General features: G+C 64.2%; 10 protein-coding genes and 1 tRNA gene. 2 read left to right on the forward strand and 9 right to left on the reverse strand.

Features of this window, described 5'->3' with window-relative positions:
• Position 1 precedes the first annotated feature (1 nt).
• The 9 genes from RR928_RS20765 to RR928_RS20805 form a co-directional block, all read right to left on the reverse strand.
• A tRNA-Sec gene (locus RR928_RS20765) sits at positions 2 to 97 on the reverse strand.
• 8 nt (positions 98 to 105) lie between these two features.
• A complete protein-coding gene (gene selB / locus RR928_RS20770) occupies positions 106 to 2,040 on the reverse strand; it encodes a selenocysteine-specific translation elongation factor (RefSeq protein WP_332540079.1) in 1,935 nt (644 codons plus the stop codon).
• Positions 2,037 to 3,509 (reverse strand): L-seryl-tRNA(Sec) selenium transferase, encoded by a 1,473-nt coding sequence (gene selA, locus RR928_RS20775; RefSeq protein WP_332684058.1) that lies wholly within the window; start codon positions 3,507 to 3,509, stop codon positions 2,037 to 2,039. The genes selB and selA overlap by 4 nt, the downstream gene beginning before the upstream one ends.
• 15 nt (positions 3,510 to 3,524) lie before the next feature.
• Complete coding sequence (fdhE, locus tag RR928_RS20780) at positions 3,525 to 4,490, reverse strand: formate dehydrogenase accessory protein FdhE (RefSeq protein ID WP_332684060.1); 966 nt, start codon at positions 4,488 to 4,490, stop codon at positions 3,525 to 3,527.
• Positions 4,491 to 4,564: 74 nt separating this feature from the next.
• Positions 4,565 to 5,191, reverse strand: a complete 627-nt coding sequence (locus tag RR928_RS20785; RefSeq protein ID WP_332540075.1) for a formate dehydrogenase subunit gamma — start codon at positions 5,189 to 5,191, stop codon at positions 4,565 to 4,567.
• A complete protein-coding gene (gene fdxH / locus RR928_RS20790) occupies positions 5,188 to 6,129 on the reverse strand; it encodes a formate dehydrogenase subunit beta (RefSeq protein WP_332540073.1) in 942 nt (313 codons plus the stop codon). The genes RR928_RS20785 and fdxH overlap by 4 nt, the downstream gene beginning before the upstream one ends.
• A gap of 10 nt (positions 6,130 to 6,139) precedes the next feature.
• The gene (gene fdnG, locus RR928_RS20795) at positions 6,140 to 9,205 is read right to left on the reverse strand and encodes a formate dehydrogenase-N subunit alpha (RefSeq protein WP_332684063.1); all 3,066 of its coding nucleotides are present in this window, start codon (positions 9,203 to 9,205) and stop codon (positions 6,140 to 6,142) included.
• A gap of 291 nt (positions 9,206 to 9,496) precedes the next feature.
• The gene (locus tag RR928_RS20800) at positions 9,497 to 11,632 is read right to left on the reverse strand and encodes a hypothetical protein (protein WP_332540243.1); all 2,136 of its coding nucleotides are present in this window, start codon (positions 11,630 to 11,632) and stop codon (positions 9,497 to 9,499) included.
• A 174-nt stretch (positions 11,633 to 11,806) separates the two neighbouring features.
• Positions 11,807 to 12,904, reverse strand: a complete 1,098-nt coding sequence (locus RR928_RS20805; protein WP_332540242.1) for an AI-2E family transporter — start codon at positions 12,902 to 12,904, stop codon at positions 11,807 to 11,809.
• A gap of 206 nt (positions 12,905 to 13,110) precedes the next feature.
• On the opposite strand from RR928_RS20805, the gene RR928_RS20810 reads away from it, so the two are divergent.
• Both RR928_RS20810 and odhB read left to right on the forward strand, forming a co-directional pair.
• The gene (locus tag RR928_RS20810; RefSeq protein ID WP_332548969.1) at positions 13,111 to 15,987 is read left to right on the forward strand and encodes a 2-oxoglutarate dehydrogenase E1 component; all 2,877 of its coding nucleotides are present in this window, start codon (positions 13,111 to 13,113) and stop codon (positions 15,985 to 15,987) included.
• 45 nt (positions 15,988 to 16,032) lie between these two features.
• A partial coding sequence (gene odhB / locus RR928_RS20815; protein ID WP_332684067.1) for a 2-oxoglutarate dehydrogenase complex dihydrolipoyllysine-residue succinyltransferase occupies positions 16,033 to 17,135 on the forward strand: 1,103 nt, incomplete at its 3' end.

The raw sequence follows: 17,135 nt of genomic DNA on the forward strand, positions 1-17,135 counted from the left end.
GTGGCGGAAAGCAGCAGGAGTCGAACCTACCCAGGAGCGACTGACGCCCCTCACCGGGTTTGAAGCCCGGCCACACCACCGGGTGTGCATGCCTTCCAATGCCGGCTATTGTAAGCTGCCGTTCGGCCCCTGCCAGCTTGCATCCGGGCGCAGCAGGTGGGCGTCGCGCAGGCGGCGCGTGTAGCCGACCCGGTCGAAGAACTCGAGGATCTGGATCGCACGCTTGCGGCCCAGGCCGGTGGCGTCGCGAAACGCGCGCGCTTCGACTTCGGCCTTGGGGTGGCTCGCCGCCAGGGACGCGACCAGCTGGGCGAGCTGCTGCATGCGCGGCGCGCTGTAGAACAGGTCCTTGACCACCTGGAATACCTGGCCGCGGCGCGTGAGCTTGCGCAGCAGCTGGCGCACGCTGTCTTCACCGGCACCTGTCGTGCCCGCAAGATCGCGCACCCAGGGCGGATCGTAGCGGCCTTCATCGAGCAGCGGCAGCAGGCGTTCGGCCAGCGTCTGTTCGGGGCAGCTGAGTTCCACGCTATGGCCTGGCAGATGCAGCCAGGCGCCGCTGGCGACCAGTTGCGCGTCGCCCAGCAGGGCGTCGATCAGGCCGCGCCACAGCGCGTCGTGCGCGCCTTGCACCAATCCGGGCCAGGCCATGCGGCGCAGGCGCGCGGCGTTGAGGCCCGGTTCGTCGGCGTGCTTTTCATGGAATTGCGCCAGCGTGGCCAGCACCTGCGCGCGCAACTGCTGCCAGCGCGTGGCAGACAGCAGTACAGTATCCGCGCCCAGCGGCAATTGCAGCGCATCGGCGGGCAGATCCTGCGCGCTCCAGCGCTGGCCCGACAGCCGCACCAGCTGTGACAGCGCCAGACCGTGGGGGGAGCGCGCCAGCAGCTGCGCGGCGCTGCCCGTGGCAATCAGCGCATCGAGCGCCTGCAGATAGGCCTGGCGTTCGGCGCTGCGGCGCTTGCGCGCCGGAGCATGGGGATCGGTGACGGTGCCGCCCGCAATCGTGCGGCTGGCCTGGGCGTTGCGCAGGATCAAGCGGTCGCCGGGCAGGCAGAACACCGGAGTGTCGAGCACCAGCTGCGCGCGCACGCTGCTGCCGGGTTCTATGCGCTCGCCTTCGAGCAGCGCCACATGGGCCGTGCAATGCGCGGTGCCCAGATGCAGGTGCACGGGCGTCCATTGGCGGATCTCGGGCGCCGAGGCCAGCAGCTGCAGTTGCACATCGATGCGCTCGCTGGCCTGCAGCAGCGCGCCCTCGGCAATCCAGTCGCCGCGCTGGATCTCGTCCTTGCCCAGGCCGGCGAGGTTGAGCGCCACGCGCTGGCCGGCCACGCCGCTGTCGCTGGCCTGGTTCTGCGCATGGATGCTGCGCACGCGCAGCGTCTGGCCGCTGCGCGAATGCACCAGACTGTCGCCCGTGGTCACGGCGCCGCCAAACACCGTGCCCGTGACAACGGTTCCCTGGCCGGGCAGGCTGAAGCTGCGGTCTACGGCCAGGCGGAACAGGCCGTTGCGCGGCCGTGCCGGCATCTGCTGGGCCAGGGTTTGCAGGTGGCCGCGCAGCGCGGCGACACCGGGGTCATCGGGCAGCGCGGCAGCGGTCTCGAAGACGACGGCGCCCGCCAGCGGCGTGGGCGCAAGCAGCGTGGCCAGTTGGGCGCGGGCGTCGGCAATCTGCGCCGCGCTGGCACGATCGACCTTGGTCAGCGCAATGCTGGCCTGGGTCACGCCCAGCAGCAGCAGGATGTCGAGGTGTTCGCGCGTCTGCGGCATCACGCCGTCATCGGCGGCTACGACCAGCAGCGCATGGTCTATGCCCACCGCGCCCGCGGCCATGGTGTGCACGAATTTCTCGTGGCCGGGCACGTCGATGATGCCCAGCACATCGCCGTTGGGCAGCGGCGCATAGGCATAGCCCAGCGCGATCGATATGCCGCGCGCTTTTTCTTCCTTGAGGCGGTCGGTGTCCACGCCCGTGAGCGCGCGCACCAGCGTGGTCTTGCCATGGTCGATATGGCCTGCGGTACCGATGATCATGAAGGGATCTGCGAGGCCAGCAAGGGCAGTTGTTCGGCGAAAAGGGACTGCTGATCGGCTTCGAGGCAGCGCAGATCCAGCCACATGGCATCGGCATGGATGCGGGCGATCACGGGCCGGGGCAGGGCGCGCAGCGCGGCTTCGAGCTGGAGCAGCTGGCGGCCGGCCTGGCGGCCCGAGGCCGGGTGGATGCGCAGGCCGTGGCTGGGCAGCGATTCCACAGGCAGCGCGCCGCTGCCGATCTGGCTGGCCATGGCCGCGGTCTCGACCACATAGGCCGGGCCCAGCGCAGCCTGCAGAGCGGGCGCCAGCGCCTGGGCCTGGGCCTGCATGTCGGCGGCCGGGCGCGTGAACAGCCGCAGCGTGGTCAGGCGCTGGGCCAGTTGTTCGGGGTGCAGGTACAGGCGCAGCACGGGCTCGAGCGCGGCCAGCGTGAGCTTGCCCACGCGCATCGCGCGCTTGAGCGGGTTCTTCTTGATGCGGGCAATCAGGTCCTTGCGCCCGACGATCAGGCCGGCCTGCGGTCCGCCCAGCAGCTTGTCGCCGCTGAAGGTCACGATATCGGCGCCCGCGGCAATCGTCTCGCGCACCGTGACTTCGTAGGGCAGGCCCCATTGGCGCATGTCGACCAGCGTGCCGCTGCCCAGGTCGACGACCATGGGCACGCCGCGACCATGGGCGATGTCGGCGACCTCCTGGTCGCTGACGCTCTTGGTGAAGCCCGTGACTTCGTAGTTGCTGCAATGCACCTTCATCAGCAGGCTGGTCGCATCGGACATGGCCTCGGTGTAGTCGCGCGCATGGGTGCGGTTGGTGGTGCCGACTTCGACCAGCCGCGCTCCGGCGCGCGCCATGATGTCGGGAATGCGAAATGCGCCGCCGATCTCGACCAGCTCGCCGCGCGAGACGATGACTTCGCGCCCTTCGGCCAGCGTGCCCAGCGTGAGCAGCACGGCGGCGGCGTTGTTGTTGACCACGGTTGCGGCTTCGGCGCCCGTGAGCTCGCAGATCAGCGCCTCGATCAGGTCGTCGCGGTCGCCGCGCCCGCCGGTTGCGAGGTCGTATTCTAGGTTGGCCGGGCTCAACAGCGCCTGCACCACCGCATCGACCGCTTCCTGGGGCAGCAGCGCCCGCCCTAGATTGGTGTGCAGCACCGTGCCCGTGAGATTGAAAACCGCCTGCAGGCGCGGTGCAAAGCGCCTGGCCAGGCGCTGCGCGGCGCTGTCCGCGATGCGCTCGAAATGGGTCGCATCCGGCGCCAGCATCATGCCCGCGCGCAGCTGGTCGCGCAGCGCGTCCAGCGCTTCGCGCAAGGCCTGGGTGCAGGCCTGGTGACCGTAGCGCGCGCGCAGCGGTGCGAGCGCCGCGCTTTGCAGCAGCTTGTCGACGGACGGCAGTTGCGGCCAGGGGCGCGCGGCCGTGTCCTGTGCGGCCGCAAGAACGGCCTGTTCCAGAGGAGCGGTTTTCATCGGCCTATTGTCGGCTCATTCCGCCGCGGGATCGACCAGCGACTGGTCGCCTTCGGCCTGCTCTTCGGCAAACGCCACATAGAGCAGCGGGTTGGTGCTGGCGCGCTTGAAAGGCGTTTCGCTCATCAGCAGATCGAGCATCAACGAGGCCAGGTCGTCGGCCAGCGGCTCGGCCAGCGGGTCCTTTTCCTGGTTGACGACCTTGCGGTAGCTGCCGCATTCCGTGCAGGTCTCGGCGGTGACGACTTCGCCCAGGCCTTCTACGCCCTGGTACTGTATGCCCTTGGTGGACTCGCAGTGCGAGCACTTGACGCGCACCATATGCCATTCGGTGCAGCAGGTGCCGCAGTGCAGGTAGCGGTGGCCGTTGGCCTTGCCGCCAATGCGCAGCACGCTGGCCACGGGTTCGCTGGCGCAGACCGGGCAGATCGACGCCGGCTCGGTATAGGGCACGTCGCCCACCGACAGATGGGCGGCGCGCTGCGTGAAAACGACTTGCAGCGCGGCCATGACGAACGGCGCCATGCCGACATCGCGCGCCGCCACTTCCTTTTGCAGCAGGCGCCGAGCCACGGCCTCGCGCTCGGCCAGGGGCATTTCGCGCAGTGCGCCAATCAGGGGCTGCAGCGGCGCGGGCAGGCCGTCGCCGCCTTCGAGGCGGGTGAGCATGGCGTCGAGCACCTGATTCCAGGCCGGATCGAGGTGGTCGGCGGCCGGCAGCAGCGGCATCGAATGCTGCTGGGCCAGCGCGATCGCCGCGGCGGGAAGCTCGGGCGTGGGCAGCTGGGTCAGCGCCTGGTGCTGGGCGTCGACGATCTGCGCGACAAACAGGATGTAGTCGGCAATCGGGTTGCCGACGGCGAGCTGGCGCAGGCGCGCCGCGCGCTCGGCAAACAGGCTGCCGGTTTCGGGCAGGCGGATGCGCGGGAAATTGATCTGATCGATGGCTTCGATCTCGCCGCGTTGAAGAATGCGTTGCATTGTGTCTTTCCAAATAAGTGCCGCCGGCACGCCCTGGGGGCGTCCGGCGGCGTTCATGGGCGCAAGCCGAAGGCTCAGTCTTTTTCGCCGGTCATCCGTCGGTACCAGATCGGATGATGGTACTTGGCCCAGGCGCGGTTCACGGTGCCGTAGACCATGGCGCGCAGCGTGCCGCGCGTCCAGATCGCCGCATAGATGTGCAGGATGATCAGGCCGAACAGCGCGAACGCCGAGACCGCGTGCAGCACGACGCTGGCGCGCACCAGCTCCACGGGCAGGTTCCACCAGGCGCGCCACATCAGCACGCCCGAGATCGTCAGGCCCAGCATGGACGCGACCAGCAGCCAGAACAAGGCTTTCTGGCCGCCGTTGTACTTGTCCTGCTCGGGCATCACGTGATGCACTTCGGTCACCAGCTTGGGTGCTTCCTTGATCCACTGGCGGTCCCGCGCGCGCATGATGTTGAGCCGCCAGAAGCGGATCACCATCAGCACGAAGCCCAGCGCCATCACCACCCCGATATAGGGGTGGAGAATGCGCGTCCAGGGACCGCCGCCGAACAGCTGCGTCAGCGGGAAGAAGGCCGGGTGAAAGAACGCCAGGCCGGACAGCGCCAGCAGCACAAAGGTGATCGCCACCAGCCAGTGGTTGGCGCGCTCACCGGCGGTGTAACGCTTGAGGTCACGGGGGCTGCGCTTCATTTTGCGTCCTCCTTGTCGAGCATCTGCTGCTCCAGCCGTTCTTCCATGCGGTCTTCCTCGCGCTCGAGTTCCGCAGGCACTTCGTGCGGGCCCTTGGTCACGTAGTGGAAGAAGCTGCCCACGGCCGCCGCACCCAGCGCGGCCAGAGCCAGTGGCTTGGCCACGCCCTTCCACAGCGAGACCATGGGGCTGATCTTGGGATCATCCGGCAGGCCCTTGTAGAGCGATGGCTTGTCGGCATGGTGCAGCACGTACATCACGTGCGTGCCGCCCACGCCCGGCGGGTCGTAGAGGCCGGCCTTGTCGAAGCCGCGGCGGTTCAGGTCCGCGATGCGGTGCTCGGCATGGTCCTTCATTGCCTCCTTGGTGCCGAACTGGATGGCGCCCGTGGGGCAGGTCTTGACGCAGGCCGGTTCGCGGCCCACGGCCACGCGGTCGGAACACAAGGTGCACTTGTACGCCTTGTTGTCCTTCTTCGAGATGCGCGGGATGTTGAACGGGCAGCCGGTAACGCAGTAGCCGCAGCCCACGCAGTTTTCCTGCTGGAAGTCGACGATGCCGTTGCTGTACTGCAGGATGGCGCCCGGCGAAGGGCAGGCCTTGAGGCAGCCTGGATCCTCGCAGTGCATGCAGCCATCCTTGCGGATCAGCCATTCCAGGTTGCCCGTGGCCTCGTTTTCGTACTCGGTGAAACGCATGACGGTCCACGAGTCGGCCGTGAGGTCGGTCGGGTTGTCGTACACGCCGGCGGCCAGCGTGCCGACCTCGTCGCGCAGATCGTTCCACTCCATGCAGGCGGTCTGGCAGGCCTTGCAGCCAATGCACTTGGAGACGTCGATCAGCTTGGCCACTTCGCCCGAGTGCGTTTCGCGCACGCTGGGCGAGGGAGTGGTGGTCGCCGAGCGGCGCTTGATATCGAGAGAATGTGTAGAAGACATCAGCTACTCCTTAGGCCTTTTCCACCTTCACGAGGAAGGTCTTGGATTCTGGTGTGTTGCTGTTGCCGTCACCAATCGATGCCGTCAGATTGTTGGCCATATGACCCTTGCGCCCGGTCGATGCAAATCCCCAGTGGATGGGGATGCCGACATGGTGCACGGTCTTGCCTTCGATCTGCATGGCCTTGAGGCGCTTGGTCACCACGGCCGCGGCCTTGACGAAGCCGCGCTTGGAACTCACCTTGACCTGCTGGCCGGTCGCAATGCCCAGCTCCTGTGCCAAGGCTTCGCCGATCTCGACGAACTGTTCGGGCTGAATGATGTTGTTCAGCTGAACATGCTTGGTCCAGTAGTGGAAATGCTCGGTCAGGCGGTAGGTCGTGCCCACATGCGGATACTCCGCAGCCGTGCCGTCCGTGCCCTTGGTCGACTCCAGGATACGCGCCGCGGGGTTGATGACCGCGAGCTTGTTCTTGGGGTACATCGGGTTGTAGCCCAATGGGTTGTCGAACGCTTCGTAGTGCGTGGGGAACGGCCCTTCGTTCATGCCCTTGCGCGCGAAGAAACGCGCCACGCCCTCGGGGTTCATGATGAACGGTCCGACGGTTGCGGGGTCCATGGTCACCGCGATGTCGGGCACGTCTGCGCCGCCCCAGGCCTTGCCGTTCCACTCGATGAGCTTGCGGTTCGGATTGAACGCCTTGCCTTGCACGTCGCAGGACGCACGGTTGTAGAGCACGCGGCGGTTGGCCGGCCAGGCCCAGGCCCAGTTCAGCGTATTGCCTATGCCCGTGGGGTCTGAGTTGTCGCGGCGTGCCATCTGGTTGCCCGAGGTCGTCCAGCTGCCCGTCCAGATCCAGCAGCCACTGAGCGTGCTGCCGTCGTCGCGCAACTCGCCGAAACTGCTCAACTGCTCGCCAGCCTTGCGCAGCAGCTTGGTCGGATCCTTGGGATCGAACAGGTCGACCAGCGCGCGGCCGTTGTACTCCTTGGCAATTTCTTCCGACGACGGGTGGGCCGCCTGGGCGTAAGGCCAGTACAGGTTGGCGATGGGGTCGGGGAACTTGCCGCCGTCCTTGGCGTAGGCCGCCTTCAGGCGCAGGTGCAGGGCCGACATGATGGCCACATCGGTCTTGGCTTCACCCGGCGGCTCGGCCGCCTTCCAGTGCCACTGCAGCACGCGCGACGAACTCACCACCGCGCCGTCTTCTTCGGCAAAGCAGGTGGTCGGCAGGCGGAAGACTTCGGTCTGGATGGCGGCGCTGTCGACATCGTTGAACTCGCCGTGGTTCTTCCAGAACTCGGAGGTCTCGGTGACCAGCGGGTCCATGATGACCAGGAACTTGAGCTTGGACAGGCCCTTGCGCACGTTGTTGCTGTTGGCCAGCGCGGCGAGCGGGTTGAAGCCCTGGGCAATGTAGCCGTTGATCTTGCCCTGGTTCATCAGGTCGAAGACCTGCAGCATGTCGTACTGGCGGTCGAGCTTGGGCAGGTAGTTGAACGCCCAGTTGTTCTCGGCCGTGGCAGCCGGTCCATACCAGGCCTTCATCAGGCTCACATGGAACTTCGGTGTGTTCGACCAATAGTTCATCTGGCCCGGGCGCATGGGCTTGGGCGTGCGCGCGGCTATGTACTTCTCGTACTCCTGCTCGCCTTCGTTGGGCAGCGACAGATAGCCCGGCAGGCTTGCCGACAGAATGCCCAGGTCGGTCAGGCCCTGGATGTTGGAGTGACCGCGCAAGGCGTTCATGCCGCCGCCCGCGACGCCGATGTTGCCCAGCAGCAGCTGGATCATCGCGCCGGTACGCAGTATCTGCGCGCCCGTCGTGTGCTGGGTCCAGCCCAGCGCGTAGAGGATGGTCGCGACGCGGCCCGATTCCGCCGTGGAAGCCAGCTGTTCGCACACATGCAGGAACTTGGCCTTGGGCGTGCCGCAGATGCTTTCGACCTTTTCGGGCGTATAGCCCGCGTAGTGGCGCTTGAGCCACTGATAGACGCAGCGCGGATGCTCCAGCGTGGGATCCACCGTCACATAACCGTCGGCGTCGAGCTCATAGTCCCAGGACGACTTGTCGTAGCTGCGCTTCTCGGGGTCGTAGCCCGCGAAAATGCCTTCGTCGAACGCGAAGTCCTCCTTCACGATATAGGTGAAGTCGGTGTAGTTCCTCACGTATTCGTGATGGATCTTGTTGTTTGTCAGCAGATAGTTGATGACTGCGCCAAGGAACACGATATCGCTGCCCGACCGGATGGGGGCATAGAAATCGGCAACCGATGCGGATCGGTTGAAGCGCGGGTCGACCACCATGAAGTGCGCATTGTTGTGCTCCTTCGCTTCGGTCACCCATTTGAAGCCGCAGGGGTGGGCTTCAGCGGCATTGCCGCCCATGATCAAAATAACGTCCGCGTTCTTGATGTCGACCCAATGGTTCGTCATCGCTCCACGGCCAAACGTCGGGGCAAGACCTGCCACCGTCGGGCCGTGTCAGACACGTGCTTGGTTGTCGAGTGCAAGAAGGCCCCAGGAACGGGCCACTTTGTGCGTGATGTAGCCGGCTTCGTTGCTGGAGGCCGAAGCGGCCAGCATGCCGGTGGTGAGCCAGCGGTTGACTGTCTGGCCCTTGTCGTTCTGCTCGACGAAGTTCGCATCGCGATCGTCCTTGAGCAGCTTGGTGATGCGCGTCAGCGCCTCGTCCCACGACATGCGCTTCCACTCGGTCGAGCCGGGAGCGCGGTATTCGGGGTACTTGAGGCGGCTGGGGCTGTGGACGAAGTCCAGCAGCGATGCACCCTTGGGGCACAGCGTGCCGCGGTTCACCGGATGGTCCGGATCGCCTTCGACGTGGATCACCGACAGCTTGGCGTTCTTGGCGCCGTCGCTGAGCGAGTACATCAGGATGCCGCAGCCTACGGAACAGTAGGTACAGGTTTGGCGCGTGACCGTGGTCGCGGCCAGCTTGAACTGGCGCACCTCAGCTAGGGCGGCCGTGGGCGAAAAGCCCATGACCGCCAAGCTGGATGCGGCCAGACTGGAGCCAGTCACTTTCATGAACTGGCGTCTGGAGAATTGCACCATCGCGGGTACCTCTTTTAGTTTGACGCTTGTACTCAGGATTCTATGGGGAGGCACGGAATCGGCACGCAGGCAGCGCAACTGTCGCAGGCCCCCGGTCGGGCTTTCCAGCCGGCTTGACATTGCGCCTCAAGCCATTCTTGGAGCGTGGGCCTTTTGCGCAAGCCCTTTGTGCCTCTGATGGCAGATATTGCACAGCTACGTCGCTTATCCGTCATATTGCCGTGCCGATGCAGGAGGCAGCGCAGCGACACGCGGCTGCCGCCTGACGCTGTGCGAGTGGCTAGGCGCGGACTAGATGTCCAGCTTCACGGCATATTCCTCATAGAACTTCTTGTACACATTGAGCGGGTAATACACTTCCAGTTCCGCTGGCGGTTTGGTCGCGACAGGGAAATAGGGGTATGAGTCGAATCCGAATTCTGAGTATTTCGAGGGAAGTCCGGCAGAAAAAGTCGAAAAGTCAGAAAATCGCACGAACTTGGAGTCAAAACAGTACCCAAGGCGGCTGACATTGTCGTTGAAATAACTGGTCACGATCGTCGCGAAGCTTTCCTCTCGCTTGCGCTTCGTGGCATTGAAAAGCGTCCAGGGGACGCTATTCGGAATATGCCGGCTTTGCGCCCATACATCGATGGCTTTCTTGTTATTTTTCTCGTCGGGCGATCTTTGCAGGAATACGTTTTCGACTTCCTTCGGAGTGGGCAGCCGCCAGTCGGCGAAATCGATCACATCCTGCGTGACCCCGTTGGGGTTCTGGGCATTCTTCAGCATGTATTTCTGCTTGTCGACGCCCGCCGCCGTTCCGGTGGAGGACCAAGGCAAGCTCAAAATAATGTTAAATCTGCTTGTATGGGTTCCGGTCTTGAGAAAATCCGTGGCTTGAGAAACCGAGTTGCACACGCCTACCCACAGCGTGCGCGTTGGCTTGTGGATGATGACTCTTTGCGGCAACTGCGGTATGGAATCCATGAACTGCCGAACCAGCTGACGCGTCTTGTCCAGTGATTCATTGTAGACAGCGCAACGCGCGGCGGCCTGTTCCTCGGTCTCGCCTTTGGCCTGCGCATCGAGCACGATCATTGCGGTGACAAAGCCGATCAGATGCGTTTGCTGCAGAAGAAACGTGCACACGTAGTCGTTGATGCGTTCCTGGACATCGGTCGTGTAGAACTCCTTTTCCTGCATCCAGGCGCTGTAGCTGTGCAGGAACGTGGTATCGATGGCCTTGCCGCTCGCGCCGAAGAACCATTTGTTCATTCCCAGAATGTTGCTGCGCTGGTTCTGAATCAGCGATATTGCATTGCTCAGCGAATCCTGGGCCGAGAGCGCACTTTTCGCTTCGTTGAATGCCACGCGCTCCGTGCCGAATTTTTCCCAGACATCGAGAAATTTCGCCCATTCATCCTTGAGCGCCTTGGTCTTGAGGTAGTCGAGCAGATCGTCGATCTTGTGGGAAATGGTATCCAGCTTCTGCTTGACTTCGGCCAGCGGATCGGGTTCTTCGGGCTTGAGTTCCGATTTGATGCGGCTGAAGAAGAATTTGATGATCTGCGATGAATAAGGGAAGGTAACAAAGGACGAAATGAAGGTTTCGGCCTTGTCCAGCGCGAATTCTATGACCTGGTATTTCGTCTGGTCATCGATGGCCAATCGGGCCGAAGCCCGCATGAGCGGACCATTCGAGGGGGAAAGCTGGAATTGCGTCTCGGGCTCATATTCCTCGTCCTTTCTGGCGATGATGGCCGCGGCCATGTTGGCGAGATAGGTGTCGAGTGGCAGCTGGCTGACAAGATAGGCATCGGCCAGCTTGCTCTGGCTGAAATAGCGGTTGTCCAGGTCTATTGACTGGATGCTCTCGTTGTAGCCAATCTGGAAATGCCGCTGCAGCAAATAATTGACGATGTTGTATTCGAAGCCGAACGCATTGGCCACATGGGCCGCCAGGGTCTGGAAGATGTTGATGTTGATGGTCTGGCTGATTTCCCCTTCGCCCACGAAGGAGTAGCCGTAGAGCTCCCCATGGGCGGTTTGCGCCTTGGCAAACATCAGGCGCTTGGGGCGTATCGTTGTCAGCAGATATCCGTCCTCTCCCGTCACCCCGGTATGGATCTCTTCCAGGCGGGCGTTGTAGAACGTGACCTTGACCGCTGGCTGGGGCAGGTCGCCAAGAAACACCTTGGCGCTGATCTGGCCGGGTGCATCCAGAAAGATCTGCGCCGCGTCGAACGTTTCGCCATCCGGCGTGTGGGCCAGATTCGTATAGCCTGGGGTCTCGATGATCTCGGTCAGGTCATCGACGGGCTCCTGCCCGGGTTCTGGCTCCGGGGTGCCGCCGCTGTCGGCATCGCCGCCGCAAGCCGTCAGAAGTGGCGGGGCCAGCAAGCTGCCGCATGCGAACTGAATGATATTTCTGCGATTGATGAACATGTACCGCTCCGGTGGTTACAGCATTGGGTTGCGGGTCTGCGCCTCGGTGGGCCTGCGGTGGCAGGCATCACTGAGGCTCAGAACGACATCCCATGAGTAACGCCGGAGAGGGGAAGGTTCGTGGCTATTGCCCAAAAGGGCCATGGCGTAGCGGCGCGGCGCGCCCCGCCGGCGTCAGTCCCGTGGCGGCGCGGCCGCGCCGGGCGGCGTGCCGCTGTCGCCGGAGGTGTGCAGGTCCTGGCTGAACAGGTCCCAGACCGCGATGAACAGCGCAGCGATCAGCGGTCCGATCACGAAGCCCGTGAGGCCGAACAGCGCCATGCCGCCCAGCGTCGAGATCAGCACCACGTAGTCGGGCATCTTGGTGTCCTTGCCGACCAGCACCGGGCGCAGCACGTTGTCGACCAGGCCGATCACCAGCACGCCGTAGGCCGCGAGAATGCTGCCCTTGACGATGTCGCCGGTGGCGAAGAAATACAGCGCGACCGGCCCCCAGATCAGACCCGCGCCCACGGCGGGCAGCAGCGACAGGAAGGCCATGACCACGGCCCAGAGCACCGGGCCCTGGATGCCTAGCAGCCAGAAGATCAGGCCGCCGAGCGCGCCCTGGGCCATCGCGACCGCGAGGTTGCCCTTGATGGTCGCGCGCACCACGGTGGTGAACTTGCTGGCCAGCGCGGCCTTGTGCGCGGGCTCGAGCGGCATCGCGTAGCGAATGCGGCGCGCGAGCTGGGCGCCGTCGCGCAGCAGGAAAAACAGCAGGTACAGCATGACGGCAAAGCTCACCAGGAAACCCAGCGTGTTCTGTCCAATGCCCACGGCCTGCGTGGCCACGACCTTGCTGGCCTGCACGGCGACGGTCGACAGCTTGTCCTGGATGTCGATCACCGATGCCAGGCCCAGGCCATCGAGCGCGCGCGTGGCCCAGCCGGGCAGGGCGGACATGATCTGCTGGAAGTACGCGCCCACGTTGATCTCGCCTGAACTGAGGTTTTCATAGATCAGCGCGGCCTCGCGCACCAGCGAGGCGCCGATCAGCACCAGCGGCAGGATGACGATCAGCAGACAGATGCCCAGCGTCGCCAGCGCGGCCAGCGTCGGCTTGCGCGGCATGCGCGCCAGCAGGCGCTGGTGCAGCGGCGCGAACAGCACGGCCAGGGCCACGCCCCAGAACACCGCGCCCAGGAACGGCCAGAGAATGGCGAAGAAGCCTGCGGTGACTATGCACAGCAACAACAGAAATACGCGGTGATAGAGGGTAGTGCTTTTCATGTGCGCCGCTGCGTTGAAGATAGTTGCAAATGTAATCCACGCGCGCTGCGTCGGAAGAAGTGGCCTTGCCGGTTCGGTGGCACAATGGCGGTCGCAACAAGGCCCTTCCCCATGCCACAGTCGCATCCGCCAATCGGTAAAGCCGTGTCGCGGAAGGTCTACCAACCAGCTAATGCTTTCTCCAGGAAAGCGGAGGTCAGCGGAATATGAGCGAGACAACTGTCTATCAAGCCTACCAAGGCAATACCTATCTCTTCGGTGGCAATGCGCCGTATGTCGAAGAGATGTATGAAAACTACCTTGCCAACCCCGGCAGCGTGCCCGACTCGTGGCGCGAATACTTTGATGCGCTGCAGCACGTGCCCGCAGTCGACGGCTCCAACGCCCGCGACGTGCCCCACCTGCCGGTCGTCAATGCATTCGCCGAACGCGCCAAGCAAGGCGGCACGCGTGTCGTCGTCGCTTCGGGCGCCGACTCCGAGCTGGGCCGCAAGCGCACTGCCGTTCAGCAGCTGATCGCCGCCTACCGCAATGTCGGTCAGCGCTGGGCCGATCTCGATCCGCTCAAGCGCACCGAGCGTCCTTCGATCCCCGAACTCGAGCCGTCTTTCTACGGCTTCAGCGACGCCGATCAGGAAACCGTGTTCAACGTGGGCAACACCTTCTTCGGCAAGGAAACCATGCCCCTGCGCGAGTTGCTCAACTCGCTCAACGAAACCTACTGCGGCGCCATCGGCGCCGAGTACATGTATGCCACCGACCAGAACCAGAAGCGCTGGTGGCAGCAGAAGCTCGAAACGATTCGCAGCAAGCCCCAATTCGACGCCGCGCAGAAGAAGCGCATTCTCGACCGCCTGACCGCGGCCGAAGGCCTGGAGCGTTTCCTGCACACGAAGTACGTGGGCCAGAAGCGCTTCTCGCTCGAAGGCGGTGAGAGCTTCATCGTCGCGATGGACGAACTGATCCAGTCCGCAGGCTCCAAGGGCGTGCAGGAAATCGTCATCGGCATGGCCCACCGCGGCCGTCTGAACGTGCTGGTCAACACGCTGGGCAAGACCCCGCGCGACCTGTTCGCCGAATTCGACCACACGGCTCCCGAAGATCTGCCATCGGGCGACGTGAAGTACCACCAGGGCTTCAGCTCCGACGTGTCCACCGCCGGCGGCCCGGTCCACCTGTCGCTGGCCTTCAACCCCTCGCACCTCGAAATCGTCAACCCCGTGGTTGAAGGCTCGGTGCGCGCACGCATGGACCGCCGCGGCGACCCGCACGGCAAGCAAGTGCTGCCCGTGCTGGTGCACGGCGACGCGGCCTTTGCCGGCCAGGGCGTGAACCAGGAAACTCTGGCGCTGGCCCAGACCCGTGGCTACACCACGGGCGGCACGGTGCACATCATCATCAACAACCAGATCGGTTTCACCACCTCCGATCCCCGCGACACGCGCTCGACGCTGTACTGCACCGACATCGTCAAGATGATCGAGTCGCCTGTGCTGCACGTCAACGGCGATGATCCGGAAGCCGTGGCCCTGGCTGTCCAGCTGGCGCTCGAGTTCCGCATGGAATTCGCCAAGGACGTGGTCGTCGACATCGTCTGCTTCCGCAAGCTGGGCCACAACGAGCAGGACACTCCCGCTCTGACCCAGCCGCTGATGTACAAGAAGATCGCTGCCCACCCCGGCACGCGCAAGCTGTACGCCGACAAGCTGTCCGCGCAAGGCCTGGGCGAGACCCTGGGCGACGACATGGCCAAGGCCTACCGCGCCGCGCTCGACGAAGGCAAGCACACGGCCGACCCCGTGCTGACCAACTTCAAGAGCCAGTACGCCGTCGACTGGAGCCCGTTCCTGGGCAAGCCCTGGACCGACGCCGGCGACACCGCCATTCCGCTGACCGAGTGGAAGCGCCTGGCCGAGAAGATCACCACCATTCCCGAGTCCGTGTCGCCGCACGCTCTGGTCAAGAAGGTGTATGACGACCGCGCAGCCATGGGCCGCGGCGACGTCAACGTCGACTGGGGCATGGGCGAGCACATGGCTTTCGCCTCGCTGGTCGCTTCGGGCTATCCCGTGCGCCTGTCGGGTGAAGACTGCGGCCGCGGTACCTTCACGCACCGCCACTCGGTCATCCATGACCAGAAGCGCGAAAAGTGGGACACCGGTTCCTACGTGCCGTTGCAGAACGTTGCCGACAACCAGGCTCCGTTTGTCGTGATCGACTCGATCCTGTCCGAAGAAGCCGTGCTCGGCTTCGAATACGGCTACGCTTCGAACGATCCCAGCACCATGGTCATCTGGGAAGCCCAGTTCGGCGACTTCGCCAACGGCGCCCAGGTCGTGATCGACCAGTTCATCGCCTCGGGTGAAGTCAAGTGGGGTCGCATCAACGGCCTGACGCTGATGCTGCCCCATGGCTACGAAGGCCAGGGCCCCGAGCACAGCTCGGCCCGCCTGGAGCGTTTCATGCAGCTGGCTGCGGACACCAACATGCAGATCGTGCAGCCGACCACGGCCAGCCAGATCTTCCACGTGTTGCGCCGCCAGATGGTGCGCAACCTGCGCAAGCCGCTGATCATCATGACGCCCAAGTCGCTGCTGCGTAACAAGGATGCGACTTCGCCGCTGTCCGAGTTCACGTCCGGTGCCTTCCAGACCGTGATCCCCGAGCAGGATGCGAAAATCGTCGACAACGCCGCCAAGGTCAAGCGCGTGATCGCCTGCTCCGGCAAGGTGTACTACGATCTGGTGAAGAAGCGTGCCGAGCGCGAGCAGGACGACGTCGCGATCATCCGCGTCGAACAGGTCTATCCGTTCCCGCACAAGGCCTTTGCCGCCGAGCTCAAGAAGTACCCCCAGGCCACCGACATCGTGTGGTGCCAGGACGAGCCGCAGAACCAGGGCGCCTGGTTCTTCATCCAGCACAACATCCATGAAAACATGCTGGATGGTCAGAAGCTCGGTTACTCCGGTCGCGCAGCATCCGCTTCGCCTGCCGTGGGTTACTCGCACCTGCACCAGGAACAGCAAAAGGCGCTGGTCGAAGGCGCATTCACCAAGCTCAAGGGTTTTGTTCTGACCAAGTAAGGCCGGAAACCCGAAATCAGTACAAACCTTTTGGAAAGAAACACCATGGCTATCGTAGAAGTCAAAGTCCCCCAGCTGTCCGAGTCCATCGCTGAAGCGACCATGCTCACCTGGAAGAAGAAGGTCGGCGAAGCAGTTGCTGTCGACGAAATCCTGATCGAAATCGAGACCGACAAGGTCGTGCTCGAAGTGCCTGCGCCTTCGGCCGGCGTGATCACCGAAATCGTGCAAGGCGACGGCGCCACCGTGGTTGCCGAGCAGCTGATCGCCAAGATCGACACCGAAGCGGTTGCCGGCGCTGCCGCTGCAGCTCCTGCGGCCGCCGCGGCAGCCCCCGCTGCTGCGCCTGCCGCCGCTGCCCCCGCAGCCGGTGGCAACAAGGGCGATGTCGCCATGCCCGCCGCTGCCAAGCTGCTGGCTGAAAACAACCTGTCGGCCGCCAACGTGGCAGGCTCGGGCAAGGACGGCCGCGTGACCAAGGGCGACGCCCTGGCCGCCATCAAGGGTGGCGTGCAGTCCACCGCCGCCGTGATCCCCACGGGCGTGCCTACCAAGGCGCTGCCCCAGGTGTCCGCACCTGCGGCCAAGCAGGACCTGGGCGAGCGCCCAGAGCAGCGCGTTCCCATGACCCGTCTGCGTGCCCGCGTGGCCGAGCGTCTGCTGCAGTCGCAGTCGACCAACGCCATCCTGACCACGTTCAACGAAGTGAACATGGCGCCCGTGATGGCCATGCGCAAGAAGTTCCAGGACGACTTCACCAAGGAACACGGCGTGAAGATGGGCTTCATGTCCTTCTTCGTCAAGGCTGCCGTGCACGCCCTGAAGAAGTACCCGGTGCTCAACGCTTCGGTCGACGGCAACGACATCGTCTACCACGGCTACTTCGACATCGGTATCGCTGTCGGTTCGCCGCGCGGCCTGGTGGTGCCCATCCTGCGCAACGCCGACCAGATGAGCTTTGCCGACATCGAGAAGAAGATCGCTGAATTCGGCCAGAAGGCCAAGGACGGCAAGCTGGGCCTGGACGACATGACCGGCGGCACGTTCTCGATCTCCAACGGCGGCACGTTCGGCTCGATGATGTCCACTCCCATCATCAACCCGCCACAGTCGGCCATCCTGGGCGTGCACGCGACCAAGGACCGCGC

The organism is Comamonas sp. (assembly GCF_036666375.1).
In the GTDB taxonomy this organism is placed as follows: domain Bacteria; phylum Pseudomonadota; class Gammaproteobacteria; order Burkholderiales; family Burkholderiaceae_C; genus Comamonas.